Source organism: Vibrio neptunius (genome assembly GCF_000967495.1).
GTDB lineage: Bacteria > Pseudomonadota > Gammaproteobacteria > Enterobacterales > Vibrionaceae > Vibrio > Vibrio neptunius.
This window is the reverse complement of the sequence record NZ_JXXU01000009.1, coordinates 20,743-45,600: the sequence shown is the minus strand read 5'-3', so window position 1 is coordinate 45,600 and position 24,858 is coordinate 20,743. Positions and strand designations below refer to the sequence as shown.

Below are 24,858 nucleotides of genomic sequence, written 5' to 3'. Positions count from 1 at the left end.
CGGGAGGACTCTTAATGCGATCAGACCAAATGTATTATGCGGCCTTTAGCGCCGCATTAATGGCCGGAGCTGAACCCGGCCTCGCCCAGCGGCTGGCGTACCAACTGGCTTATCTGGCTCTTTCCTCCCCAGTGCAAGAGGAACCGCCAACTTGTGGCAGCTCATCCGATCTACCTGAATGGTCACCACACTCACAAGCTGGTAAACCGATGTCGATACGCCCGATTAACCCTCTTAGCCATGTAGATTGGCTCAAAGGTGGTGCACTGAATGAGCGAGGTTCCAGACTCGGACAACAAGGGATTTCCGGCCGCTACCACTACTCTTATCAAACCCGAGAGGTCAATCGACCACCAAGGCAGCCCACAGCTGAAGAGAAATACGCGGGCAAGATCAATCGTGCCATCTTACTGGCCATGACCAACGCCGACAGCTTGGCTACCAGCAAATTTGTCGCTGCGCTGCATCAATATTTGACGTCGGTGACGACACAAGATGCCAAGGTTCAACATCACTTCTGGCTGCTGATGCATACGGTTCGCTGCTTCCTATTTGGTACCACTTTCCAATGGCAGGCAGACTATGCCAACAGCACTGACACCAGACAGAAAAGCAAACCTATGTATCCGGTGGTCAAAGCCTTGTGGTCATGCATTGAAGGGGGAATTGAAGAGCCTGAGCTTTCAGATATTTTGTCTGAGCAACTCAGTTATTTTTCTCCCTCTCAGCAAATTCAATGCCTGTCTCTCGGCACCGCCTTTCGTCCAGAACTCTTGAACGACTACAACCTTGCTAACCATGCCATCCAAAGCAGAGTCTATCTCCATGAATTGGATGATGCACAGCGCTGGCTAGAGAACGCATAATCCCAACCTAACGCCAGCATCCCCTACTCTATGCTGGCTTATCCCGAGTTTTTACCCACTTCAATTGGTACTCTGAACGCATCGCTTTTTCGGAGAAACCTTATGATTCAGCAATCCCTACTCAGCCATCTCGCCGGTCAGCACGATTTCAGCAAAGCGAATCAGGTCATCGCCATGCCTCAGGCAAAACCTTTTGTTCATTCCTGGCTCACTCTTGATCTCAGCCTGTCACTGGCTCAGTCTTCGAATATCGAAGACATCCATTTCGCCTCTCCCTATCAACACGGTGACGAGTACCTCAAGTTTGTCAGCAAATCGTCTGCCGTCGAGCCTTGCGACAAGCGCTACGCGTCAAAAGCGGATCTGCGCATCGCGACACCGGGTAAAAACCTTTGGTTCGAGTTTCATGTGCTTCATCAGGACGAGTTGGCTTCAAAGAAAGATCGCAACAAACTCTACGACGATGCCCAACGTGTCACCGCCTTACGTCAATCCTTACCTCAAGATGAAGTGATGCTACTCGTCGGGTTATGGGGAAGCTTTAGTGGCCCAGACATCAAGCACTTCGAGCTGCTCGACAACAACACTCAGTGTGCGTATGTCCTTGATACTAGCTTAACGGGCAGTACCCAGATCGCACGGCTTAGCCATATGAAAAAAGAGGGGAAGCCACGCTTTCTGCTAGCCGCATTCTGAAGTAGGCCACCCGATGCGTCGCGGACTTGCTCAGCCGGAGCTTTCGTCCACAATGTATGCAGCTTTTACTATGCTCCCTCCCTCAAGTTCGACTCAGATTGTGGCCATCACACTCGTTTGACCATCCCGCTTAATCGACTGAATGACACCATGACAGATGTTTGTTTGCACACGGTTAAGCGATGTTGCTTTCACCCCAATAAAAAATCCGCCGTTAATGGCGGATTTTTGTTTTCTGGCATCGATGACTCTTAATCTTTCAATTGACGATATAGCTCCATCAGTGGGTAGCGCACTTGAACCAGCATGATCGTTTGCAAATAGATAGCCAATAAATCTTCACAGTTGTCAGACTTCAGTTTGTATGGCACACATGAATCCAGTCCGGTCCATGGGCCATTATTGCGATCTCCGACAGCTTCGTAATAGTCGTTCGAAGGATTATTGTTATCTAGGTTGGCATCCAGTGTAAAACAGATATAGGTCGTATGGGCACGGTTGTTTTGATTCAGTACGCGCTGATTCATGCCTTGTTGAATCTGGCTATTGAAACTCACTAGAATTTCTTTCGAGTTTAATGTCTCAATCACGCGGACATTGTGGATATGGGTGGTGCCAAACTTTTTACTTTTCAGGTCAACCGCTCGACCTTTAATGTCGTTATAAGCATTGGTATTAACGGTCAGTTTGACCATCCCCAGCGGAAAGTCCATATCTTTAAAATACGCTTTGCTGTCGAGTTGCAGCCAGGCACTCAGCAGAGCATCATTAATCACTTTGAATTTATCGTTTGGATTAACCTTTTGCGATTTTGGCTTGAGCAGTATGGATAATGCCGTATTGACTTGAGAGAAAGTCAAAGGATTCAGAATACAGGCTTTCAAGTTGGGCAGATTCTTCATCAACTTGTTGACGTTCTCTTCATTACAGGCGGATGTCAGTTGCAATCCAGACCCAGTGATCGCTAAATCGTAATTGCCCTCGACGGCTTTGTTAATGTAGCCAATGACGTCATCTGTCGGTCCTTGTTCATTAACGGAAGCGGCAAAATGGTTCACTTTACCCAGCAGATCATATTTTATCTGAGGGACGATACCTCTTCGGAGTGTTCCGTTTTGCTGGTTGGGAATTTCTTGAATGGTTGCCGAGTTGCCGAGGGCTTTAAGATTGGCTCGGTTGTTGTTCAAACCGGCAATGGCGAACAAGGCGGCTGAAGCCCGCTTTTTTCTCTTTGCTTCTTTATGTGGGCTACCACTGACCCCTAGTTCAATTTCGCCAATCAGCAGCAGGTTTTCAAACAACATATAACGCCAACCCGGGATCTTAAAATCGCCGTTCTGGTCATCGTGTAAGACCGTCACTTCATCCTTCGCTGAAATATAGGATTCAGGGTTACCCATGCGTGGTGTCGATAAATCAACGACTTCAGATTTAAATCGGATATCCTCGGTATTGCCGCCATGGGTGATCCTGAAGTCATAGACAATGGCCAAACGGTAGAGCAAAAAGCCGGGGATGGTATGGTTGACATAAATGGTGGGCGTACACTGCGGCTGAAAGCCATACCCGTTGATGTTATTGGTCATTGCGTGGGAAACCGTATCACCCACACCAAATTCAATTCTCTGGCTGTTGTTGTTGAACAAACGATGGTTGCGCATATCCCATTCAGGTAAGTAACGCATGTCTCGGCCGACCTGGTAGCATCGACTTTGGTTATCTCGATAAGCCACCGTTATTGGCCCAACAAGCTCCGTCTCCTCTCGGATGACATCTTCAATGATCTCCAATAATTCACCGTTCAACCAGTTGTTCATTGTGGTGTTCATCGCGGCAGTGACCGTATTTGGCGCAACACCCGCGGTTAGAGCTCGCGCGGCATCCTCAAGGACTTCGACCATGGCATTGTGGACGGTATCCAGCTCCGCGTTTGGATTAGCAGCTGTCGCCCACTTGGTATAGGTGGCCAAGTCCGGCATCACCTGAAAATCCCAATCGCTGGTGGGGTGACCACCTGTGTCCAATTTGGTTAACGCAGCCCCACCTTTTAAATAGTGGTAATAGATATTATTGGTGTTGAGCCCAGCTTTTGTACGCAGCTCTGTGTCGGCCCTTAACGCAGCAGCTTCCGTGGGCACGGCCACAACTTCAAGAAACTTTTCGGTAATTTCACTATCGATACGACGTTTGATTTCACGTGCTTTTTGTTGAATGGCATTAATTGGCATCTTAAATTCCTGTTAACTGAATGGAAGGTTGGAAGCGCGCCTGTATGTGACGTTTGTTGACTCATCACAGCTCAAACGTTGAGCGGGTAGCAAGACGCACGGCTCGCTCCACTCTAACGGGGTGAAGGCCTGAATACTGTGGCAAACCGATGTGAAACCGAGGCGAAACAATGGTGAATATTCTTGGTTTCTCCGTCGTTCCATCTGGTCTGAATATGGCGGATTTAAATTGAAATCAAGGCAAATTTTTTGCCCTCAATAGTTGATAATGATTTTCATTCGTATAGATTATTGTATTGATGATTTTCAACTGACGGCGGAGGCCACCATGAATCAACCTGACATCACTGAGCTGCTTATTCCTCAAAGCGAATGGGCTTCACCGCAGCTTTACCTGTATGAAAACGATGACCGTCTGTGCCTAGATTTAGCTGGAGCGATTCAATACAGCGGTATCAACAGTGTCGGTGGTTTGGTATTAGGGTTCAGGCTGGTTCAATACGCCGTTCAGCTCGGAGCGGGCAGTGAAGTCTTGCAACGAGATGGCATCAGTATCTATACCGCCTTCCCCGGTCGCGGCACACAAGATGCCTTCGAATACACCTGCCGAGCACTACGTGATAAGCGCTACTGCTGCGATACCACCTTGCACCATCCAGGCGCACAATCGGGTCAACGCGGCCAATTCTTGTTTACAATGCGAGTCAATGAGCAGTCTATGGTCATGACACCTGCCGATGGTTTACCAAGACACAGTTATTTTGAAGCGGACAGAAGATCCAAGGAAAGTCCTGAAGCTGGGCTGAAGTGGCGTGATGAAAAAATTCACTTTGCCAACACGCTGCTAAGTCTTTCACCAGAGCAATGTCTGAGAGTGTTGTAGAAGACTTGAACAATCACTCATAAGGTCAACCCATATAAAATCAAAGCCCATAGAGACGGCGCTCTATGGGTTTATTCTATAACCAACTATCAACAAGCAGTTGGAACAACGTATTGAACTGATAAAGCGTTAAAAAGCTTAACCAGACAATGACAACGATATCTAAAATCCGCATTGACTTTCCTACCTTTCGAATGCCAATCCAGACTCTACAAGGTATTAATATGCCATTCTCAGCTTAACCTAGGTTTCTTTGTGGCTTAGGCGTTAATTGATGTTTTGCATTCAGCGAGTTGACACTCCACCCTACCCATGACCACACAACTAGGCTAAAAGGATAACGACGCGTTTTTGTCCTCATTGCTTTTGCACCCGCTAACCAAATTTCTTCGCCACATCAGCCGCTTTGTCACCTAATTCGGCAAAGTTAGCGGTGCCTTTTTCCATGATTTTCTGAGCTTGTTCGATCACTTGAACGTATTTGGGGTCGCCAGTAGCGAGCAATTCGGATAGAGCAACACCGATAGCGGTGGTACTGATGGTATTGAGATTGCGCAAGTTGTCGGCAGCGTCTTGCACTGCAATGGCGGTAGATTGAGCGACCGATTGTTTGGCCTTGTCAGTCGTGCTCTCATTCGACATTGGCGCTTACCCGTTAGCCGCCTTTTTTGAGGATCAAGGCGCACGCTGTCGAAGTGGAAGCGTTGCTAATCGCCTGCATGCCTTGCTGTATAGTGACGGCGTTTTGCATATGCAGACCCATGGTGTCTGACATGGCGGATTCTGTCAGCTGATCGATCATTTCAGACACTTGTTTGAGGTCTTCTGCACTGTTTTTATCACTCATGGCTCACTCCTAAAACAAAAGGCCAATGTCATTAACTGAATTGGCCGTTGGGTCGACTGGTACTTTTAGCAACAAAGTCACATTGGCTAGGGGCTTATTCTTCGTCTTTTTCGACGATCGCTTCCGTTGCACGACCCAAAACTGCCGTGCCAATCGCCGTGAGTGCGTTGACACCTTGCACCGTCGCCGCCTGCATACCAATGTTTGCCTGTTGCTGTGCTGAAGTGGCATTGTTGTTCAAGTTCGACATCGCTAACCCCATAGAGGTAAACAGGTTACCCATTGCATTAGCAGGTGATCCCGCCAGCACTTGAGTATTGGTTTGCGTGACAGAATCCGTGATCTGCTCGTTAACTTTTTTCGGCATGATAACCTCACTTATTGAATTTCATTTGGCAGCAGCTCTTGCAACTGCTGATTAATTTTGCTGATTTCCTGCTCAAGCTGGCCTTCGATGTTATCCAACATACCCGTGACCGCGCTTTCCACTTCATCGATGGAGTCATTGACTTGGCCTGAACCAAAACGCTTTTGCGATTCTGCAATCAACTTTTGCACATCCTGTTGTTGCCGCTCGGTGAACGACTCAATCTGCTTGAGCTGCTCATTGACATCAAACTTCATGGTGTCATTGCTGGTCATCGTTCGCCCCTTTGTTTCTCTTCAGAAAACGTAACAAGCTGAACGAGCGTTTTTTCTCTTCAGCGTCTTCCTGAATGTCTTCACTACCACCGTCCTCTCTGCCTAACCGATGACTGGCATCAACAAAAATCGCTGGCTCCGTTTTGGGCTCAACTTTCGCCTCAACCGTTGGCCGTGTTTGAGTCTGCAGTAATCGAGCACAAGCGTTCGTCACCGAAGCTGCGGTGGTCATTTGAGACTGTTGCTGAGTACTGACAGCGTTATGCATCGACAAACCCAGCGTATCAGCCAATGTGGTTTCCAGTAGGCTGGTGGGTTGAGACGAGAACGCCTGCAAGGTATTAAACTGGTCAATCGCGTTTTGCGAGAGTTCCTGTTCGAACTCGTTCTCGAATCTTGTATCCTGCTCTTTCATATTCACTCCTTGAGATGCCTTCAACAGGCGCTGAAACGAATGCTGAACTCACAAACCTGAAATGGAAATGAGAAGAACAGCAATCATTATTGAGAGCGATCGTGTAGCACAGTCGCTACTTTATCGCCGACAACACCGAAGTTTTCGGCGCCATTCGTCACCACTTTTTGGGCCTGGTCGATGATGGCCATGTACTTAGGATCACCCGTTTCCAGAAGTTGGCTTAACGCTGTGCCAATCGCCGTGGTACTCAATGTGTTCAGGTTACGCAGATTGTCGGTTGCATCCGCAAGAGCCATAGCAGTGGACTGAGCCACAGATTGATTCGCCGCATGGAATGCTGACTCTGCCTGTTCAGGGGGTGTGTTTACTGTTTTCATTCACATCTCCTTCAAGTACACCTTTGCCAGCCATTAGACTGACAAAGGTGCGTATGGCATTACGAGTCTTTTTCAATGATGCCTTCTGCACTTCGGCCAACAACCGAAGAACCAATAGACATCAGCGAGTTAACGCCTTGAACCGTTGCGGCCTGCATAGTGATTTGAGCTTGCTGCTGGCCGCTTGTCGCGTTGTGAGCTGCCGTGCCTAACGCTTGGCTGGTAGACATTAGCAAGTTACCCATTGCCATTGCTGGAGTTTCACCAACCACTTTTGTGTTCACCTGTGTTACTGAGTCTGTTACTTGTTCATTAACTGGCATTGTTTCGTTCCTTATTTGTTGTTAACAATTAGTTTTTCAACCTGGCTGTAATTAGCCTTTTTCGATGATGCCTTCAGCACCACGGCCAATGACCGAAGAACCGATTGCCATCAAAGAGTTCACACCCTGTACTGTGGCAGCCTGCATAGTGATTTGTGCTTGCTGCTGTGCAGCCGTCGCGTTGTGAGCAGCATTACTCAATGCGTGGCTGGTAGACATCAGCAGGTTACCCATTGCCATTGCTGGTGTTTCACCAACAACTTTCGTGTTCACCTGTGTTACTGAGTCTGTTACTTGTTCATTAACTGGCATAATTTGCTCCTAATTTCAGTTAATTAGCTTGCGCTAGGTTCTAGGATGAGTTCGACACTACGGCCTATAACCGCGGTACCTGTAGCGAGCAAAGAGTTCACTCCCTGCACTGTCGAAGACTGGTGGACCAAAGTCGCTTGTTGGTTCGCCCCTGTACTGTTGAGTGCGGAGATACCCATTGCCTGACTGGTAGAAAGCAACAGGTTTCCACTCGCAACAGCGGGGGTGTCACCCACTACTTCGGTGTTTACTTGCGTCACGGAATCGGTGACCGCATCATTTACTGGCATATCAAATGCTCCTTTGCTGGTTAAGAAGTGCCGCATTGCACCTCAAAACTGACTAAGACCCTTTTGCTGCAATGGAATAAATCAACCCGGAACCTAACGCCGTATTAGTGACCACTATGGTCTGAATTTGCTGCTGAGCATGAGTCGCATTTTGTGATGCTTTCCCTAACGAATCAGCGACCATGTTGAGGTACATATTGCGCGATGTTGTCGGGGTGAATTGACTCAGCATTTTCTCGATGTTGATTTCCATTTCAGAGGCTCTTGATGTTCGTCTCTATGCTTTCCATATTAAGAACAAGGCGGCTTGATAACTTGGTCAAATCCATCAAGAATTGCCGCCTTTTCACCAACTTAGTTCGCCGCAAAGAGGCGTGCTTTTTCTCGCTCTTTCTGTCGGTATTGGCGCGGTGTACAACCCACATTTCTCTTGAACATTTTTTCGAAATGACTCAGGTCGCCGAACCCAGATTGCAGGCAGACTTCGGTGACTTTCATCATTGGCGTGTCATCAATCAGCTGCTTGGCATAGCAAATCCGCACTTGCACTAACAAGGATTTGAATGAAAAGCCAATGTGTTGTCGGAACAAATAAGATAGATGTGATTGGCTGGTAAACGCCGCGTTGGAAAGATCGGCTAGCGTCAGCTCTTCGGTGAAGTTCTCGCTCATGTAGTTGAGCGCTTTCAGTAAACCTGGGTGAAGATGACGGAAACCGCCAAACTCTTGATTGAGTACCGCTTCCACCACGTCGAAGGTTTCGCTTTCAGGGAAAAGCGCCAGATTGCGAATATCTTCAATGTCAATATGGTGATCGCAACAGGACGCTAACGTCACGATCACGCGCTGCAACTGATCAACATTACCTGGCCAATGATAATTGTGGAGAAGTTGAATCGCTTCAGGAGTAAATCGCGTTGTGGTAAAGGATTGAAGTTTATGGAGTATATGATCGATGTGATTGGAAAGGTCTTGCTTGCGCTCTCTAACTGGCGGGATATAAAGCTCTAGATGTGGCACTTCTGTCCCCAGTAACTTGGCCAAAAATTGCCGGTTGCCTTGGGCACTATTGATCGATTCGGTACAAGAGACAATCAACTGGACTTTTTTCTCAGTCAAGCAACTTTGAAATTCCTCTTGACTGAATAAGGTAGTCAGGTAATCCTTTTTTTCCTGTGCCAGGACATCGACTTCAGAGAGATATAAGGTGCCTTGCTTGGCTCGATTTAAGCTATTCTCAAGGTACGCTTTAAATTGTGAGTGATTGTGGATGGTTGGTGGAATAAGAATAAAGCGGCCCTTACCCTCCAATCGGTTGAGATGAATAAGCGAGGCAATAGAACGTTTTTCTGTTCCTGTCTCCCCACTAATAAATACTGGATAGTTGGTTTTAGCCGCGAATTCAATCTGACTTTGGATTCTCTGTATTGAAGGTGATAAACCGAGTAGAGGGTAATCTACTCCCTTTCTATCAACAGAGTTATGTGGGAACGAATTAGAAGTATTAATTGCCATCGGAAGACCATTGCTGGCCGCTCCTCTGTTGGCGTAACTTAGCTCTGACATTGTAATTATTCCTTTATTTTATTGTTGTCTCTGACGTCGAGCTTCTATGCTAAGGGGAACATTCCTAGGTAAATTGGTGTTATTGGCTAAATTCACGGTCAAAGCAGTGAGAAACCCGTTGAATATGAAGTGACTAACATTTACAAGGGAATAATTAACACGATAACGGTGGTTATCCACGCGCAACACTCGAGAAACAAGTGATGGCAAAGGAAAACCGTGTGTCATTTCGATAAAAAGGGCTCAATGGCAATCTATTACGCGCTCGAAAAAGTGCATAACTATTGATTATCTATGCACGCAATAAATCATCTGATTTTAATATGCACCCAATTCCACATGTAATGAGAATGGCGTTTTTTTTAACACCGACGGGCTAAGATGTGACATTTGAAAACAGCCAGACAAAACATTTAATCGATAATGTTATCAAACTGTTAATAACCAGTACTCTCTAGTGATAAAGATCACATCTACAAATCTGACAACGCATTTTACGTTCGTATTTTTCGATTCGACTGATAACCTCCTGCTCGCCTTGAAGTGAACTCAAGGTGCATAACTATAAGGAGTGTTCACTATGAATACCAAGAAACCAATGTCGTTAACCAGCCGAGTAATTATTGGTATGGTTGCGGGTATCTTGACAGGTTTTGCGATTCGCAGCCTTTTTGCCGACAACGGATTTGTCGACACATACATCGTCAATGGATTGTTTGAAGTTGGTGGCCAGATTTTCGTTGCCAGCTTAAAAATGCTTGTTGTCCCACTGGTGTTTGTTTCACTGGTTTGTGGTACGAGCTCACTGAAAGACCTATCAACCTTAGGTCGCATGGGTGGTAAAACACTCGCCTTCTATATTACTACGACCGCTATTGCGATTACGTTAGCACTGACTATGGGTCACCTATTTCAGCCTGGTGCCGGTGCCGATCTAACCGCAGCGAGTTCATTCAAATCCGCAGAAGCACCGTCTCTGGGCCAAGTCATTATCGGCATGTTCCCAACCAACCCGATCAGTGCAATGGCGGAAGGAAAAACCCTACAGGTCATCGTATTTGCTGTACTGTTTGGTATCGCGATCAGTGCCGCGGGCAAATCGGGTGAGCGTATTGCCGCCATCTTTGCTGATCTTAACGACGTGATCATGAAGCTGGTTGCGCTACTCATGAACCTAGCCCCTTACGGTGTGTTCTTCCTGATGGCGAAGCTGTTCACAGGTCTAGGTCTGAGTGCCATTCTCAACTTAGCGGAGTACTTCCTGGTTCTAGCAGGTACGCTCGTGATTCATGGTTTGGTCACCTACAGCCTGATGCTGAAAGGCTTTACAGGTCTTAACCCAATCACCTTCTTGAAGAAGATGGAAGACGCAATCATGTTTGCCTTCTCAACAGCATCTTCTAACGCGACAATTCCTGTCACGATGGAAACGGTTAAGAACCGCATGGGAGTTGATAACCGTATTTCTTCGTTCACCGTGCCACTCGGTGCGACTGTGAATATGGACGGTACGGCCATCATGCAAGGTGTCGCAACTGCCTTTATTGCTCAAGCGTTCAACATTGACCTAACCATGGGTGATTACCTGATGGTGATCTTAACGGCAACGCTAGCTTCTATCGGTACAGCAGGTGTGCCAGGGGTTGGCCTAGTGATGCTCGCGATGGTGCTTAACCAAGTTGGTCTACCACTCGAAGGTATCGCTCTGATCATGGGTGTTGACCGCCTATTAGACATGATCCGTACTGCTGTGAACATCACAGGTGACAGCGCAGTAACGGTTATCGTCGCTAAGTCGGAGGGCGCTCTGGATGAATCGCGCTTCAACGACCCAATGGCGGGTGAGCAAGAAGAAAAAGTGCACCTGAAAAAAGCCAACGCTTAATTTGCTTATTCCCCTCACTTAAATCTATGCCCCGTGTTTACACACGGGGCATTTTTTATGCTAGCGCCACCACACTGTGACTCAAAAGTGGATTGGAGAAACTCGCCCCAAAGCCGCAATGTTCAACCATGAGTTAAACATGCCAAGCGTATTAAATCCTATTTAATTCTTGTATAGACCTTGTCAATCGACCTGATTAGCCATATAGTTACCATGCTAACTAAATAGCTAATGAGGAAATTATTTATGAATGAACATACGTTTATCTTCGCCAAGATCACACCAAAGCCCGAGTACTTTGAGGTATCAAAACAAGCAATTAAAGACATTATATCGCAGACTCGAAATGAACCTGGCTGCTTAGAATTCACGCTTCATGAGGATAAAGCGGGCAGTTTGTGTTTGTATGAGGAGTGGAGGGATGACAGTGCGTTACAACTTCACCATGACATGGACTATACAAAAGCGGTTTTTAAGGCCTACGGTGATTGGTTAGCGACCCCCCCTGAAATCACTAAACTTGTTAAACTCGCCTAAAGGTAAGGTATGTTTTTTCTAAAGGAACTTCCAACCAAAGCCATGCTTGATAAATACACCAGTGATTTAACAAGCCACGAGAAGAACTCCATCGCTGAAGCGCTTAACATCATGCGACAAGCAAGCCTTCTAGTGAGAAATCTAGAAACTTATTTTTCTGCTCATGGTCTTACTCAGCTGAAGTTTTTAATACTGATTGTAATCGATCGCGAACCCGACAGAACGAGCCTCTATGCGCATGAAATAGCATCACGCTTAGATGTGTCCAAGCCTGTACTGACAAGAGCATTAAAAAAGTTGATTGACGATGGATTACTCACTTCAAGTAGCGATCCCACCGATAAAAGAGCTAAGAAGATAGCACTAACCAAAAAAGGGGGGACCTGCTTATCAGAAATTCTTCCCGGCTATTTCAATGAAATCAACAAATTAATGGGCCCACGATGAAGAAAAAGTTATTGAGGATCTTTTTAACTTGGGTGTGTATTTATCCGATTGTCACACTGGTGATATTTACACTTTCAACCTTAGATATTCAATTGCCCTTATGGTTGCAAACTCTTGCAATAACAATGATTTTAGTTCCTACCATGGTGTTGATCATTGCGCCTAAAGTGACGGTAACCATAGATCGAATCGTTCAGTAATAGACGATGTTGGCCCTGTTAAGGCGAGGTGAGTAGCGCAATATCAACGCCGCTGCCTCACCCTATCTGATACATTCGTGGTGACCAGAGTCGATGCACCTCGCCTAATCGACATCATCAATCACAGAAAAAATCGAGTTTTAGTAGTCGTTAAATAAAAAGCTTACGCACGCTTTTCCTAAACCAGATCATCAATATGTCCATGACGATTTTGTTGGAAATCGTCTAGGTTGGTAAACCAACGCGTGCAATAGCCCCAATAATGGTCTTTCTCCATCAGCTTTTTCAGGCTTTGATGTTCAGGAGCTATATCATAGTTCACTTCTTCAACGCCTTTTTGTTGCCAGCGTTCAAGTAAGGATTGGTGGATCAAAAACGTCGATGACGACTGATTGAGCTCAATACACACCAATAAGCGCTGTGCGCTTGGTATGTGGCGAAAACGAGTTTCAAAACGATGATAAAACAGTACCTTATGGAATGACAGCGCCGTGAAATCAGTGTGCAAGTGGCCCGCTGCATCACGCACCTCGGCTGCTGAAAACGTAATGCCTAGTTTGTCAGAAAACTCGAGTTCGGCGGCGAGTTCATTGTCCAACAATAACGTGTATCGCCCAGAACAGGTTGAAATTTTGGGCATCCGAAGGGGCTGACCACCTGTGCGTCGGTTTAGATTTTCAGCTTTATCTTGGTCACTTTCAGGCTCAAAACACACCACTTCTTCACCAAGAAAGAGATGTGGATGTGAGCGGTTGTCGCTAATCGGCTGCCAGCTGAAGTCATACTCATTTAACCACGCATCGGGGTCACCGTCTTTGTCGGCATACACATCACCAACATGGATCAGTTGAAGTGGCAGATACTCACTCAAAATGCCCTGCATATCTATCATGGTCATTTCCTCCTGTACGGGTTATAGGCGTTTGATTTTGCGGGCCATTTGTCGCTGATATTGATGCCAATATTCGAGCCACTCTGGCGTCAAATCGTCAAGTTCGATCGTTTGGCGATCGGAAAATGATAAGGCATCTTCATGCAAAAGCTGCTCAAAGAACACCTGTTCTAGCAGTTGGGTTTGCAACGGGTTGTTGTGTGTTGAGTGACGACGGAAAAACGTCAACCCAATGAATTTTAGGGCCGTGGACTGACAGCAGAACAATTGTATCCAACGTAGCTGGCTGGTGAGGTCGGGGTCTACAAGGATCTGCGGCAAAATCTTAGGCGCGTTTTTTCTGTAGCAGTACGGTGGAAGATCAAACTGTTCAACATCCACGTACTCGTGAGTGAGGCGCTGGTAGCAACGAAAGCTCAACTCACCATCTAAGAAGCGAAGCGCGGCATCAGCAAGGGTGTGGACATCAACATCATGTCCATCTTTGACCACAACAGACATAAGCTCACGGACAACCGTTGGGCGAAAATCACGTAATGGCGTGCTGACCTCCGAGTGTAAGCGATGGACGTTAAGGTAGAAGTAATCACGCTCATAAGAGCCAAGCTTATTGATCGCCAAGTTCCATCTGTTTCGCTCACTGTGGTCGCATTCCACATAGCGGTGGACCAAGGCCTCCAACTCGCTTTCATCATATTGGACGGCGATACTGATGTGAAACGCACTAAGGTCAGCATCAGGTACCCCCATCTCATGTAAAGTCGTAAGGAAAGTACGCCGTAGTTCGGGTAAGGCAAACCCTTGGAAACCGTTTCGATAAAGGCGAGACATACTCTCGATAGTCGCCTGTGGCGCTAACTCCATACTCAGTAGAATGACGCGTTTGGCAAACGAATCCTGATTGGCCTTATAGAGCCAGTAACAGGTCGCTAGCATTAGGCGGAATGGACCGATTGACGAGAAAATATCATATTTCGGCTGGATAACGCCGAGTTCAGATTGAGCGTCTCTATCCATCTCGTGCTTAAGTATTGAGCTCAGCTCCTCAACAAGCGCAGTAAACCCATTATTGCTTTCGTTGATTAGCCACGCTTGCAAATGCTCCGGTTGGCGACCACAATGACGCTTAATCTCACTATACACATCCTGATGCAGGCCACCACTGACCCATTTAAGTAGCGCATCGGTATCACCATCAAACAGCTCTACATCGTGATTCAAATTAAGTAAAATCGCGCCGATTAAACGACATCTTGTTTGCTGTTCTTCCTCGTCGCGCTGCCACTGCTGGTGGTCAAATGCATGACGATTTGAGCCAAATACGCGCTCTATCTCTTGATATTCGTCGTGATCACACGTATAGAAATGATCCAGTGAATCAATGAGGTGATCAATGTTCCTTTTGGCCCTCGGGCAGATCGCATTATCTAGAGCCTCACTTGGTTGGGTGTATCTACGCTCAAATTCTAAAGCACTGAGGCACGCCGTCTCTTCGTCTTTAGTCAGGATCTCCCGCCAGACATTTGGCAAGTCTTGCTGGTCGAATAGGTGGAAGAAAATATCCAATACACGTAAAAAGCAGTCTTGATGATGCTGGTCATGCCGTTCGGCTAACAACACTTGGTACAGCGGTCTTAATGCATCACTCAAACACGCTAAGATCTCATGCTGTGGTGGCGGCACACTATCATAATCACAAGTGCGAAGGAGGTGGCGGTAAAAGCTAGGACTATGTTTTTTGGCATGTAAGACCACTAAGACCGAATCTAGATCAAGCAGGCATTCTTCTAATGGCATCGGAGCATCAAACTCTCCGGTTAGCACGTAGTGCCACAACGCTTCTCCCTGAGGGAGGTGAAGGATGAAAGGCGATATCTGCTGCAAAGGCGCCGGGATTTCCTCACCGTGAGGATCAGGAGAGAGAACTTCAGCCTCATCTTCCCCTTCTTCTGCTATAACGCGGGCTTCTCGGTCTGCGTCGATGTACTGACTGATACCTTGCCAATGGCGAGTATCGCAAAAATCATTAATCGCAACGAGATCGTCTGTTTCCAACAGGTCCAGCAATTGGGTAACGTTCCATCGGTAGGTATCTTCGGGCTGACAGAGGCAATGATGTCGAAACAGCGATACTTTGGCTTTATAACCTTGCTGACTCAGGATATCTGTCAAATCAAAAGCAAAAAAATTGGCGTTTTGGTAATTGCAGAACAGGTGACAAAAGCGAAGATGCTTCTCAAGACTAATCCAGTTGGAGGCTTCACAACGGTTTTGTTCAAGCACTTGTTTAAAGGCGGCATTCACCACCTCTTGTTCGGCATCGCAATACAGTAACACCAAGCATGGTTCGTCGTAGCTGTTAAACTGTTTCAGAACAGTTTTCACCGCTTCCGGTACCTGCTGTATCTGGGGAGTAATAGTGACATCTTTCATTGAAAAGCTCGTCATACGTTAGCGGTCTATGTTCGTAGTGTCGTGTCACGTGACGAACGGGATAGGTTCAGGTGATGATAATTTGCTTTAACAGGTGAGGCAATCTGCCCCTTGTTTATACGGGAATCTTATTCAAACTCCATTCCTTTGCGATAATTGCTAAGCTTAAAGAATTGAAAAGCTTCAATATTAAACTTGGCTAATGCATTGACTATTTTTTCGTGGAAAATCAATGCGCCTCCTTCGACACGAGCAAGTTTGATAATCAGCCGGTTTTCCTCTGGTATACAATCCAACACATCGCTCAGCAATTTGTAACTTACCACCTCATTGTATTTTGCATTGGGCTTATATTCATCGACATCACTATTTTCAAAATCGACACAGTCTAAAGGGGCATAAAAGTTAAAAAAGTAAAATTTTTCATGCCACTTGCCATCATCACCGATAATGACCGCAGGAAAGAGCTGGAAACCATCAATATTGTACTCTTGAATAACAGACGCGATTTTCTCGGATACCACTGGGTAGATACCATCAAATTGACCATCTGTCAGATAGAAAGGGATATAGCCTTTAAAGCCATTTACAAAAAAAACTGGACCGTCATCATAATTGAGCTTTTTATAAGTATGCTTGCGTCGACCTGTACTTTTTGTGACTTGGAGTTCTAGAAAATGTTCTTGAAAAGCAACCATTGTAGAAATGTAGTAAATATCTTCGTAACTTTTCATATCCCTCTCTCAAGCATCCAAGTATTGTCGAAATATCTGATTCGTATGCCACACTCAAACAAGATTGATGGTTATATTGGCTTGATGTGCCTCCTCTCGGCTAAAGCAGAGAAGAGGCAGTGGTTAACAATCGACAAACTGGTACACCATTATCCAATCAAAAACTGTGACAACGTTAAACGTATCAAGAGGGGCTTTTTAAATACCCTATTCAAATTGGTACGTGATCTGTTTCGCTTTGGTCGTAATCCGACCATCATTGCCACTGAATAGGGTTTCAGTTTCACCGGATACCAACTTCACTTCCTCTTTCCCTTCCACAATAACTCGGTTGGCTCTGATGATGAGCTCTTCTTCAAACACCAACGAGAAGCAAATATCGGTCAGAATAGGGATACCTGCTTCACCGCCAACCAAATCAATCCGGCATTCGAATTGCTTATCTATTGCTAACTGAATTTCTGAATCAGTAAAATTCCGGCCCAACACCGCCCAGACAGATTGCTTATCAGCTTTATTACAAAGCTCTACTTTCACTCGATTACCCTCTGAGTGAATTTCTTTCACTTTGCCAATGCACAAGGGATGCTTTGGCGTTGAATCATTATTGGAAAAACCATACATAATCAAGACCTCATATCAATAAAAGCGAATATCACTATAGCGATGAGGAAGAGGCTTATCTAATGTGGAAATGACCACCATTTACCGCACATTGAATAGTAAAAATAACTCTCAGATAATCATATAACCAGATTCCCCCTTCATTTTGACGATTTAACCCGTTTATTCGCCCACTTCAGGCTTTGAGCTTTAGTGTGGTTTTGTGATATTCACCGCAAACAATTTGCCAACCCACCGCTGTACAAATTTTATTCAACTCTCGAAATAAAAAAAGCAGCGTATGCGCTGCTTTTATCCTTGATAAACAGCGATCAAAACTCGTATTTAACGTTGACTTCAATAGACTGCTCTGCACCAAACCAGCAGTTATATTTGTCATAGCAGGCGTAGTACTCTTTATCAAAGACGTTATTCACAATTACGTTCGCCGTTGCTCCAGTAAGAGATTCACTTGCCTGACCTAAATCATACCCAACAGACATATCTACCGCGGTGTACGATGGCACTTTGCCCTGAGTGTTGGTCGCATTCATTTCCATTTCACCCACATAACGTGCACCACCACTGATACGAGTCCCCGTCAGTAGGCCAGTAGACACCTTGTAGTTTGCCCAGAGATTGGCACTGTGCTCGGGGACATAAATTGGCGTAGTACCTTCTAGGTCATTACCCGAATCTTGAGTAATTTCCATATCAAGATAGGTATAGGATGCCGCAATATCCAGACTCTCGGATGCATACCAACGACCTTGCAACTCTATCCCCTGAGACACCGCCTCTCCCACTTGAATACGAGGACCATATACGTTGCTTGGATCCGTCATTAACATGTTCTTCTTGGTGATATGGAAGAACGATGCCGTTACTGTTTTAGACATATCCGATGACATGTATTTCACACCAACTTCCGCTTGCTCGCCCGTTTCAGGATCAAAAGCTTGGTTGTTTTTATCCACACCTGGCGCAGGTTCAAAACTGGTCGCATAGCTTGCAAACGGTGACAGGCCATTGTCTAGCTCATACAGTGCGCCGACGCGATACGTGAAATGATTATGATCAGACTTTGTCGAGTAGTAGACGCTTTCTGACTCGTACTGATCGAAGCGACCACCACCAATCAATACCAGTTGATCAAGACGAACCTGATCTTGGAAGTAAAGGCCGAGTTGCTTAGCGTTACTGTCATCGCGAGCTTCTCTCGATTTGGTTAGATCATCGCGATCCAACAGATTGTTGTTTGGGTTGAGCGGATCAAACTTTCCGAATCCACTGGTCGCGGCAACACTGTAATCAGAATACACCGTGTTGCCATCCATAGATTGGTAGTCGATACCAAATAGCAGGTTGTTTTCAATACCCGCTATATCGACCGTACCAGACACTTGGTTATCCATCACAAATCCTTTGAGCTCTTCGTCTGTCGAATAAGGCGTTCGTGTCAGGGTTCCATCAGCGTTTAGGCCCGCTGTATGGTAGGTGTTCTCTTGATACAAACTGGCATCGGTGAAGCGAGCATTTTGTAGGAACGTCCAGTTTGAATTGAATTCGTGGTTGATCTTGTAACCCACCATTAAGACTTCACGTTCAAACTGACTCCAGCTCACATCCCCCATCGACACCGATGGAGCACTCTTTTCCAATACCTCAAGCGGCATAGAAGAGTTAATCCCCATTGAAGGATCGTTCTGATAATAAACATTAACGTTGATCAAGGTTTTGTCTGTTGCCTGCCAATCCAAGCTTGGAGCCAACACGTAACGCTCTTCTTCGGCATTATCCACTTGGCTGTCTTGTTTACGTGCCAGTGCAATTAAGCGATAGGAGAAATCACTGTCACCAATTTGACCTGTCGTATCTATCGATGCTCGCATCAGATTTCTTGAACCGGTAGCAACATCCACTGCGGTTGAAGCTTCCTGTTGGGGTGTTTTGGCTATCAAGTTGACCATACCGCCGGGAGGCATCGCACCGTAGAGTACCGACGTTGGGCCTTTAAATACCTCCACTTGCTGAAGAGCAATTGGATCTACTTGAGGCTGTAAGTTCCAACCCGTTAGGTAAAGCAATGACAAGCCGTCATAGTAATTGAGGTTTTTTGTCTGGAAACCACGGAGGGTGAAATCATCAAACATGGTCACCGAGCTACCTCGGTTCTCAGTTGCAACACCAGGAACGTATCGCAGTGCTTGATTGATGGAAGTCACACCACGCTGTTCAAGCTGCTCTGCTTCAACAATAGCGATGCTTTGAGGTGTTTCTTCCGGTTCTAACGATGTTTTGGTCGCCGTATTACGGTAGGCTTTACCCATCACAGTGATGGTTTCTAGTTCCGTTGTATCTTGACTGACTTCATCCGCAGCCATAACGGAGGCTGAAAAGGCGCTAAGCAGCGCTACAGCAAGTGTTGAGCGCTTAAAATTTGTTGGAGTTGTCATGTGTCCCTCAAGTAACAATGCTTTTTCTTATTAAGAATAAATATCATTTGCATTCTACAAACCTGAGAAACAGGAAAGTTAACAATTTGGTGCATCTTTACCAAATTAATTTATAAAACCATCACTAAGAGTTATGGTGATAGCCGTTCAACTGGGATCCAATATTCCATGACAGCATGGGGATCTTGTTGATGGTAATTGGCGGGATAGCATTCAAGTTCGTAACCATCAATACCCCGATAACCAGAGTGAGGTAACCAATTGAGCAAGAACCACTCTAGTGTTTTGGGCAAATACACCACTGGCCCACGATGTTTGACCACGGCGTATGTTTGCGCGGGCACCCCCAAGGTGCTCAGTTCTGGAGAGAGCACAGAGGGTAATTGGGGTAGCCACCAATCATCGGTTATTTCCACTCCTGCCCAATATTGGATGTTACTGCCGTCGAACTGGCTTTGGGTAATATCAATCACACCGGTCAAGGCAAGAGAACGGTCAGCTTCACTTGGCAGGGTTTGCTCTAGTCGATGCCACAACGCAGGGACTTTTTGTTGAAAGTCAGGGTTAAGGGAGAACAACCCATTAATGTCTTCATGGAGTCCTTTGAGGAGAAATGCATTTTTGGACTCCACTCTTACTTCAACAAAAAGCGGGCTGGCCTCTTGCGTTGCACGTCGAGAAACCTCAATGGGCTTGCGCAAACCGGTTCGGAGCCCTTGTTTACGATACGCTCGAGGGCTAAGGCCAAATACTTGCTTGAACGAACGACTGAAGCTAATTTCTGAACTAAAGCCAAGCTCTAGAGCGATGTCAATTACCCTATCTGACGTGTCAATCAACCTTTCTGCTGCCTGACTGAGCTTGAGTTCTCGGACATAAGTCGCTACCGCTATACCTGTTTCTGTCTGGAATACTCGTTGCAGTTGCCAGCGTGACCAACAGCTTTGACGGGCAATATCATCTAGGGATAACGGCTCATTGATGTGCTGATGAATGAACGACAGTACTTTACTGATCCGACTAAACGCATTAGAAGGTCGTTCCGTGGACTTACCTGTCGTCATCGTGGTTCTCAATCATAGTGGGTTAGAAGTGGCCTATCCTAACAAATTCACCAATGAGAATTAATATCTTTAACATTATAAAACACGCTGAATGGTTGAACTGGTTGATAACCTGCGAACAGTGAGCCAATCGTCACTCTAACCTTTTCCCTATTTCCATTTCATTTGAGTTTGCTTGGTAATACTGGTGCATATCAATGTCTAAAATGTCGAATAACCAGCTTGATATCACTGGCATTGACGGTTAAAAACTGACGACAATTCAATCAGATCAAACCTATCTCACATACCCATAGTCAAAACCTCTTTAGAATGGCTCCACCATAACAACCATCTTCTTTCAAGGAGTGAAAGTATGAAATTGCAGTGGCTCGCTTTTGTCGCCCTTGTATTACTTCCCTTTACGACTTTTGCCGCCAACAGCCCTCAAGAAACGTTGCCCTTAACTCAATCTACCATCGGCTATGTGGCCATCCTGATTTTCACTTGTGCCTATGCGCTGGTGATGCTGGAAGAATACCTCTCGCTTCGAAAGTCCAAACCTGTCCTGCTAGCAGCGGGCCTCATCTGGGCCATGATTGGTTATGTCTACTCGCAACATGGTCATATCGAAGTTGCCAAATCAGCACTGGAACACAACCTACTCGAGTACGCAGAGTTATTGCTGTTCTTACTGGTGGCCATGACCTATATCAGCGCGATGGAAGAGCGGCGGCTGTTCGATGCGTTGCAAGCGTGGATGGTCGGAAAAGGTTTTAATTACAAGTCGTTGTTTTGGTTAACCGGTATTCTGGCGTTCTTTATTTCTCCGATTGCCGACAACCTGACTACGGCTTTGTTGATGTGTGCGGTTGTGATGAAAGTCGCGGGAGACAACCCTAAATTTATCAATCTGGCGTGTATTAATATTGTGGTCGCGGCCAACGCTGGCGGGGCCTTCAGTCCATTTGGTGATATCACAACATTGATGGTGTGGCAGGCAGGTTATGTCTCCTTCTCTGAGTTTATGCCTTTGTTCTTGCCTTCCATTGCCAACTACGTTGTCCCTGCCATCATCATGTCGATGTTTGTGCCAAGTACGACACCGAATGTCGTCCACCAGCATGTAGAGTTAAAACGTGGTGCCCGCCGGATTGTCGGGTTGTTTATACTGACAATTGCGACTGCAGTTGCGTTCCATGCTGTGCTGCACTTCCCACCTGTCATTGGCATGATGATGGGGCTGGCTTATCTACAGTTTTTCGGGTTTTTCTTGCGTAAGACTCTTAAAGCATCGCTCCATAAGAAAGCAGCCCTTGCGATTGCCAATCGTGATGACACGGCGCTGAAACGGCTCGGCTCGGTTGTCCCGTTCGATGTGTTTAGACGAGTCTCTCATGCCGAGTGGGACACGTTACTCTTCTTCTATGGGGTAGTGATGTGCGTCGGCGGCTTGAGCTTACTCGGCTACTTAGGATTGGTTTCTGAGGTAATGTACACCCAGTGGGATCCAATCTGGGCCAATGTTATGGTGGGGATCTTGTCTGCTATTGTCGATAACATCCCGGTGATGTTTGCCGTCCTGACCATGGAACCAACGATGTCGATGGGTAACTGGCTATTGGTCACGCTGACCGCAGGTGTTGGTGGTAGTTTGCTTTCCATTGGCTCTGCGGCCGGGGTTGCGCTTATGGGAGCCGCGCATGGCAAGTATACCTTCTTTGGCCATCTAAAATGGGCCCCCGTCATAGCCATAGGTTACGCCGTGAGTATTGCCCTCCATTTAATGCTTAATTCAGCGTTATTCTAAATTTCCTGAGCATTATTCAATGTAAAGAGGACAGCCCGAAGGCTGTCCTTTTCAATGGCCGATTCACTCGTTATAGTTAATCCAATCGTCTCTGCCACACACTAGCAAGCTGGTATCTTGCACAAACACTGCACGTCAATGCTTCATTATTACCATGAATGCGCATAACGATGTCTTCACGTTTTTCTTTGGAGTTATTGCGCATGGTTATGGTCAGGAAATTATCGTCGACCTCAAAAGATTTGATGACATCAGGCGCACCCACCCGGCTGATCGTGACCATCGCATCTTTGAACATCAATAAATCCTGGGTATACAGATTTTCATATACCCCTTCAAACTCATAGGTTTGCTTGTTGATCATTCGATCAAGTTTTTCTTCAAAACACCCTTGCAGCAAAAGCATTACTAGCAAGGAAAATAATCCTTTTTCTAACCGCATTACTCAGGTTCCCAATGCTCTATTTTTAACAATGCTGCTTTCCGTTCCAGCCCGCCCGCATAGCCGGTTAGCTTACCGCTCTTACCAATCACCCTATGGCATGGGACAATCACAGATATCGGGTTCTTACCGTTTGCCAACCCCACCGCTCTCACGGCTTTTGGGTTACCAATCGCATCGGCCAACTGCTGGTAACTCCAAGTCTCGCCAAAAGGTATGGTTGTTAATGCTTTCCACACCTGCTGCTGAAATACCGTTCCTTGTGCTGCTAGTGGGAGATCAAATGCCTGTCGATGGCCAGCAAAATACTCGTCTAACTGTTTGATTGCTTTAATAAGTATAGGATGTTCTTTATCGTTTTTGCCTAACTTTTCAGGTTGTGTGGTCTGAGTCTCAAACCAACCCCCTAACAAACCTTGCTCATTAGCCTGAATCGTCATCTGCCCAAGCGGTGTTTTTAAATAGGTGTAACTCTTGTTCATGCGTGGCTCCAGCAATGGAATGTGGCATAACTCCCCCATGGAGATACGCGTTCAGCATCCAGTTCAGGGAACTGATGCAGGGCTTTTTTGACGACCAAATCACCATCTAGGAAGCAATTGGGATCGGAGGCTCCTCTCAACCGTGCGTAATTAACTGTCCATGGACCAATACCTTTGACATCAAGCCATTGTTCTAGACTCGCTTCGGGGTTTTCTACCATAAACTGCGCAAAACGGGCCAATGTCTCTTTGCGGCTTTGCGGCATACGTAAAAAAGATAAATCAGCAAGGGCCACTTCCTGTGGTGTGGGAAAATGTGTCACACCTCTGGGTTGTAAGGTTTTAACGAGTAAATTGAGTTGCCCTATGGCGGCCTTGATCGACACTTGTTGGCCCAAAATGGCACGAACACCGCCTTCCCAAGTGTTCCAGACTCCGGGAATACGAATTCCACTACGCAATATTAGGTTTGGATTGACCGCATTCAATGTCTGTTCAATGGTCAAGATATCCGTATCAAGGTCAAACACTCTGCGCAATTGATTCACTAAGGCTTTGAGGCGACGGGTATCAGACAACTCAAACTCAACGCGCATAATTCCGGGCTTAAGATAGCGAATCGAACACCAACCGTTCGCCCCTTCAATCTCAAACTTTCTCTGATAACGTTCGTCGCTAACATGCTCTAATCCGTCAATAGCTCGCAGGCGGTAAAAATCCAGCATGTGTTGCCAATCTAAAGGTCCTTTAAACGCGAGGTCGATGTAGCTACTTTCTACCACAGACACAGCCTGATCTTTTCTGACCTGAGTCGGGGTCAGCTTAATAACCTGCTTAAATGCATCATTGAATCGACGTACGCTGTTGAACCCACTCGCGAACGCAATATCCGTCACCGACATGGAACTGGAATGAAGCAGTTGTTTAGCAAACATCAACTGATGGTAAAGCGCGTACTGTTTTGGCGCCATCCCAAGATGGTCTTGAAACAGCTGTCTCATATAGCGATCGCTAATGCCAAGACGTTCGGCCAACTCAACCAAGCTAGACGTTTGTAACTCGCCTTGCTCAATCATTTTCAAAGCACGAAGAAACGTCGTTTCCACCCCTTTCCAAGCCCAAGAACTTGGCGCACTGTCTGGGCGACAACGCAAACAAGGCCGATAACCCGCTTGAAGCGCCTGCGCTTTTTCGACGAAGTACTCAACATTTTCTTCCTTGGGTAAGTTGGCGGGGCATATGGGTCGACAAAAAATACCTGTGGTTTTTACCGCCACATAGAAACGGCCATCGAAACGTGCATCTCTGGCCTGACGAGCACTTTGACACTCTTGCAATGATATGGATGACAATCCGTTCACATTCTTCTTCCCGACATCTTTCAAACTCTTACCGCGAGTCTAATCGGCTCACTTTTTAATACTAGCCATTTTCGGAAGTTAATCG

At 46.2% G+C, this 24,858-nt stretch carries 28 protein-coding genes; 7 read left to right on the top strand and 21 right to left on the bottom strand.

Annotated features, from left to right (window positions below):
• Nucleotides 1-14: 14 nt before the first annotated feature.
• Nucleotides 15-866 (top strand): hypothetical protein, encoded by an 852-nt coding sequence (locus TW84_RS03720; RefSeq protein ID WP_045974332.1) that lies wholly within the window; start codon nt 15-17, stop codon nt 864-866.
• A gap of 102 nt (nt 867-968) precedes the next feature.
• Nucleotides 969-1,562, top strand: a complete 594-nt coding sequence (locus tag TW84_RS03715; protein ID WP_045974331.1) for a hypothetical protein — start codon at nt 969-971, stop codon at nt 1,560-1,562.
• Nucleotides 1,563-1,813: 251 nt separating this feature from the next.
• Here the strand turns inward: TW84_RS03715 and TW84_RS03710 are convergent, their stop codons facing one another.
• Complete coding sequence (locus tag TW84_RS03710; protein ID WP_045974330.1) at nt 1,814-3,790, bottom strand: hypothetical protein; 1,977 nt, start codon at nt 3,788-3,790, stop codon at nt 1,814-1,816.
• 328 nt (nt 3,791-4,118) lie between these two features.
• Between TW84_RS03710 and TW84_RS03705 the strand changes: the two genes are divergently transcribed.
• Nucleotides 4,119-4,673 (top strand): hypothetical protein, encoded by a 555-nt coding sequence (locus TW84_RS03705; RefSeq protein WP_045974356.1) that lies wholly within the window; start codon nt 4,119-4,121, stop codon nt 4,671-4,673.
• A gap of 375 nt (nt 4,674-5,048) precedes the next feature.
• On the opposite strand, the gene TW84_RS03700 is transcribed toward TW84_RS03705, so the two are convergent.
• The 11 genes from TW84_RS03700 to TW84_RS03650 all read right to left on the bottom strand — a co-directional run bounded on the left by TW84_RS03700 (nt 5,049) and on the right by TW84_RS03650 (nt 9,448).
• Nucleotides 5,049-5,315: a hypothetical protein gene (locus tag TW84_RS03700; RefSeq protein WP_045974329.1), complete on the bottom strand. Its 267-nt coding sequence runs from the start codon at nt 5,313-5,315 to the stop codon at nt 5,049-5,051.
• 13 nt (nt 5,316-5,328) lie between these two features.
• Nucleotides 5,329-5,520 (bottom strand): RebB family R body protein, encoded by a 192-nt coding sequence (locus TW84_RS03695; RefSeq protein ID WP_045974328.1) that lies wholly within the window; start codon nt 5,518-5,520, stop codon nt 5,329-5,331.
• Between the two features lie 94 nt (nt 5,521-5,614).
• Nucleotides 5,615-5,887 carry a RebB family R body protein gene (locus TW84_RS03690; RefSeq protein ID WP_019277222.1) on the bottom strand — a complete coding sequence of 91 codons (273 nt, stop codon included), beginning with the start codon at nt 5,885-5,887 and terminating at the stop codon, nt 5,615-5,617.
• An 11-nt stretch (nt 5,888-5,898) separates the two neighbouring features.
• Nucleotides 5,899-6,162, bottom strand: a complete 264-nt coding sequence (locus TW84_RS03685) for a hypothetical protein (protein WP_045974327.1) — start codon at nt 6,160-6,162, stop codon at nt 5,899-5,901.
• Entirely contained in the window at nt 6,149-6,577 is a 429-nt protein-coding gene (locus tag TW84_RS03680; RefSeq protein WP_045974326.1) for a RebB family R body protein, read from the bottom strand. The genes TW84_RS03685 and TW84_RS03680 overlap by 14 nt, the downstream gene beginning before the upstream one ends.
• Before the next feature lie 86 nt (nt 6,578-6,663).
• Nucleotides 6,664-6,957 (bottom strand): RebB family R body protein, encoded by a 294-nt coding sequence (locus TW84_RS03675; protein WP_045974325.1) that lies wholly within the window; start codon nt 6,955-6,957, stop codon nt 6,664-6,666.
• Nucleotides 6,958-7,016: 59 nt separating this feature from the next.
• Nucleotides 7,017-7,280, bottom strand: a complete 264-nt coding sequence (locus tag TW84_RS03670) for a RebB family R body protein (RefSeq protein ID WP_006960110.1) — start codon at nt 7,278-7,280, stop codon at nt 7,017-7,019.
• Between the two features lie 51 nt (nt 7,281-7,331).
• Nucleotides 7,332-7,592: a RebB family R body protein gene (locus TW84_RS03665; protein ID WP_006960109.1), complete on the bottom strand. Its 261-nt coding sequence runs from the start codon at nt 7,590-7,592 to the stop codon at nt 7,332-7,334.
• A gap of 23 nt (nt 7,593-7,615) precedes the next feature.
• Nucleotides 7,616-7,882 carry a RebB family R body protein gene (locus TW84_RS03660; protein ID WP_006960108.1) on the bottom strand — a complete coding sequence of 89 codons (267 nt, stop codon included), beginning with the start codon at nt 7,880-7,882 and terminating at the stop codon, nt 7,616-7,618.
• A gap of 52 nt (nt 7,883-7,934) precedes the next feature.
• Nucleotides 7,935-8,135, bottom strand: a complete 201-nt coding sequence (locus tag TW84_RS03655; protein WP_006960107.1) for a RebB family R body protein — start codon at nt 8,133-8,135, stop codon at nt 7,935-7,937.
• 101 nt (nt 8,136-8,236) lie between these two features.
• On the bottom strand, nt 8,237-9,448 hold the full coding sequence (locus tag TW84_RS03650; RefSeq protein ID WP_045974324.1) for an AraC family transcriptional regulator: 1,212 nt from the start codon (nt 9,446-9,448) through the stop codon (nt 8,237-8,239).
• A 580-nt stretch (nt 9,449-10,028) separates the two neighbouring features.
• On the opposite strand from TW84_RS03650, the gene TW84_RS03645 reads away from it, so the two are divergent.
• The 3 genes from TW84_RS03645 (at nt 10,029) to TW84_RS03635 (ending at nt 12,317) form a co-directional block, all read left to right on the top strand.
• Nucleotides 10,029-11,333, top strand: a complete 1,305-nt coding sequence (locus TW84_RS03645) for a dicarboxylate/amino acid:cation symporter (RefSeq protein WP_045974323.1) — start codon at nt 10,029-10,031, stop codon at nt 11,331-11,333.
• A gap of 246 nt (nt 11,334-11,579) precedes the next feature.
• Nucleotides 11,580-11,870 (top strand): putative quinol monooxygenase, encoded by a 291-nt coding sequence (locus tag TW84_RS03640; RefSeq protein ID WP_045974322.1) that lies wholly within the window; start codon nt 11,580-11,582, stop codon nt 11,868-11,870.
• Between the two features lie 9 nt (nt 11,871-11,879).
• A complete protein-coding gene (locus TW84_RS03635) occupies nt 11,880-12,317 on the top strand; it encodes a MarR family winged helix-turn-helix transcriptional regulator (protein WP_045974321.1) in 438 nt (145 codons plus the stop codon).
• A gap of 378 nt (nt 12,318-12,695) precedes the next feature.
• Here the strand turns inward: TW84_RS03635 and TW84_RS03625 are convergent, their stop codons facing one another.
• The 6 genes from TW84_RS03625 to TW84_RS03600 all read right to left on the bottom strand — a co-directional run bounded on the left by TW84_RS03625 (nt 12,696) and on the right by TW84_RS03600 (nt 20,699).
• The gene (locus TW84_RS03625) at nt 12,696-13,409 is read right to left on the bottom strand and encodes a hypothetical protein (protein ID WP_045974319.1); all 714 of its coding nucleotides are present in this window, start codon (nt 13,407-13,409) and stop codon (nt 12,696-12,698) included.
• A gap of 21 nt (nt 13,410-13,430) precedes the next feature.
• Nucleotides 13,431-15,842, bottom strand: coding sequence for a hypothetical protein (locus TW84_RS03620; protein ID WP_045974318.1), 2,412 nt, complete (start codon nt 15,840-15,842; stop codon nt 13,431-13,433).
• A 128-nt stretch (nt 15,843-15,970) separates the two neighbouring features.
• Nucleotides 15,971-16,576 (bottom strand): imm11 family protein, encoded by a 606-nt coding sequence (locus TW84_RS03615; RefSeq protein ID WP_045974317.1) that lies wholly within the window; start codon nt 16,574-16,576, stop codon nt 15,971-15,973.
• A gap of 207 nt (nt 16,577-16,783) precedes the next feature.
• Nucleotides 16,784-17,200, bottom strand: coding sequence for a hypothetical protein (locus TW84_RS03610; RefSeq protein WP_045974316.1), 417 nt, complete (start codon nt 17,198-17,200; stop codon nt 16,784-16,786).
• 311 nt (nt 17,201-17,511) lie between these two features.
• The gene (locus TW84_RS03605; protein WP_045974315.1) at nt 17,512-19,635 is read right to left on the bottom strand and encodes a TonB-dependent siderophore receptor; all 2,124 of its coding nucleotides are present in this window, start codon (nt 19,633-19,635) and stop codon (nt 17,512-17,514) included.
• A gap of 131 nt (nt 19,636-19,766) precedes the next feature.
• Nucleotides 19,767-20,699, bottom strand: coding sequence for an AraC family transcriptional regulator (locus TW84_RS03600; protein WP_045974314.1), 933 nt, complete (start codon nt 20,697-20,699; stop codon nt 19,767-19,769).
• 355 nt (nt 20,700-21,054) lie between these two features.
• On the opposite strand from TW84_RS03600, the gene nhaD reads away from it, so the two are divergent.
• The gene (nhaD, locus tag TW84_RS03595; RefSeq protein ID WP_045974313.1) at nt 21,055-22,488 is read left to right on the top strand and encodes a sodium:proton antiporter NhaD; all 1,434 of its coding nucleotides are present in this window, start codon (nt 21,055-21,057) and stop codon (nt 22,486-22,488) included.
• A 76-nt stretch (nt 22,489-22,564) separates the two neighbouring features.
• Here the strand turns inward: nhaD and TW84_RS03590 are convergent, their stop codons facing one another.
• Genes TW84_RS03590 through TW84_RS03580 form a run of 3 tightly spaced genes read right to left on the bottom strand, consistent with a single transcriptional unit; the run spans nt 22,565 to nt 24,773 of the window.
• Nucleotides 22,565-22,930, bottom strand: a complete 366-nt coding sequence (locus tag TW84_RS03590; RefSeq protein ID WP_045974312.1) for a hypothetical protein — start codon at nt 22,928-22,930, stop codon at nt 22,565-22,567.
• Nucleotides 22,930-23,412 (bottom strand): methylated-DNA--[protein]-cysteine S-methyltransferase, encoded by a 483-nt coding sequence (locus TW84_RS03585; RefSeq protein WP_045974311.1) that lies wholly within the window; start codon nt 23,410-23,412, stop codon nt 22,930-22,932. Before TW84_RS03585 ends, TW84_RS03590 begins: the two co-directional genes overlap by 1 nt.
• Nucleotides 23,409-24,773, bottom strand: coding sequence for an AlkA N-terminal domain-containing protein (locus TW84_RS03580; RefSeq protein WP_045974310.1), 1,365 nt, complete (start codon nt 24,771-24,773; stop codon nt 23,409-23,411). The genes TW84_RS03585 and TW84_RS03580 overlap by 4 nt, the downstream gene beginning before the upstream one ends.
• Between the last annotated feature and the right edge of the window lie 85 nt (nt 24,774-24,858).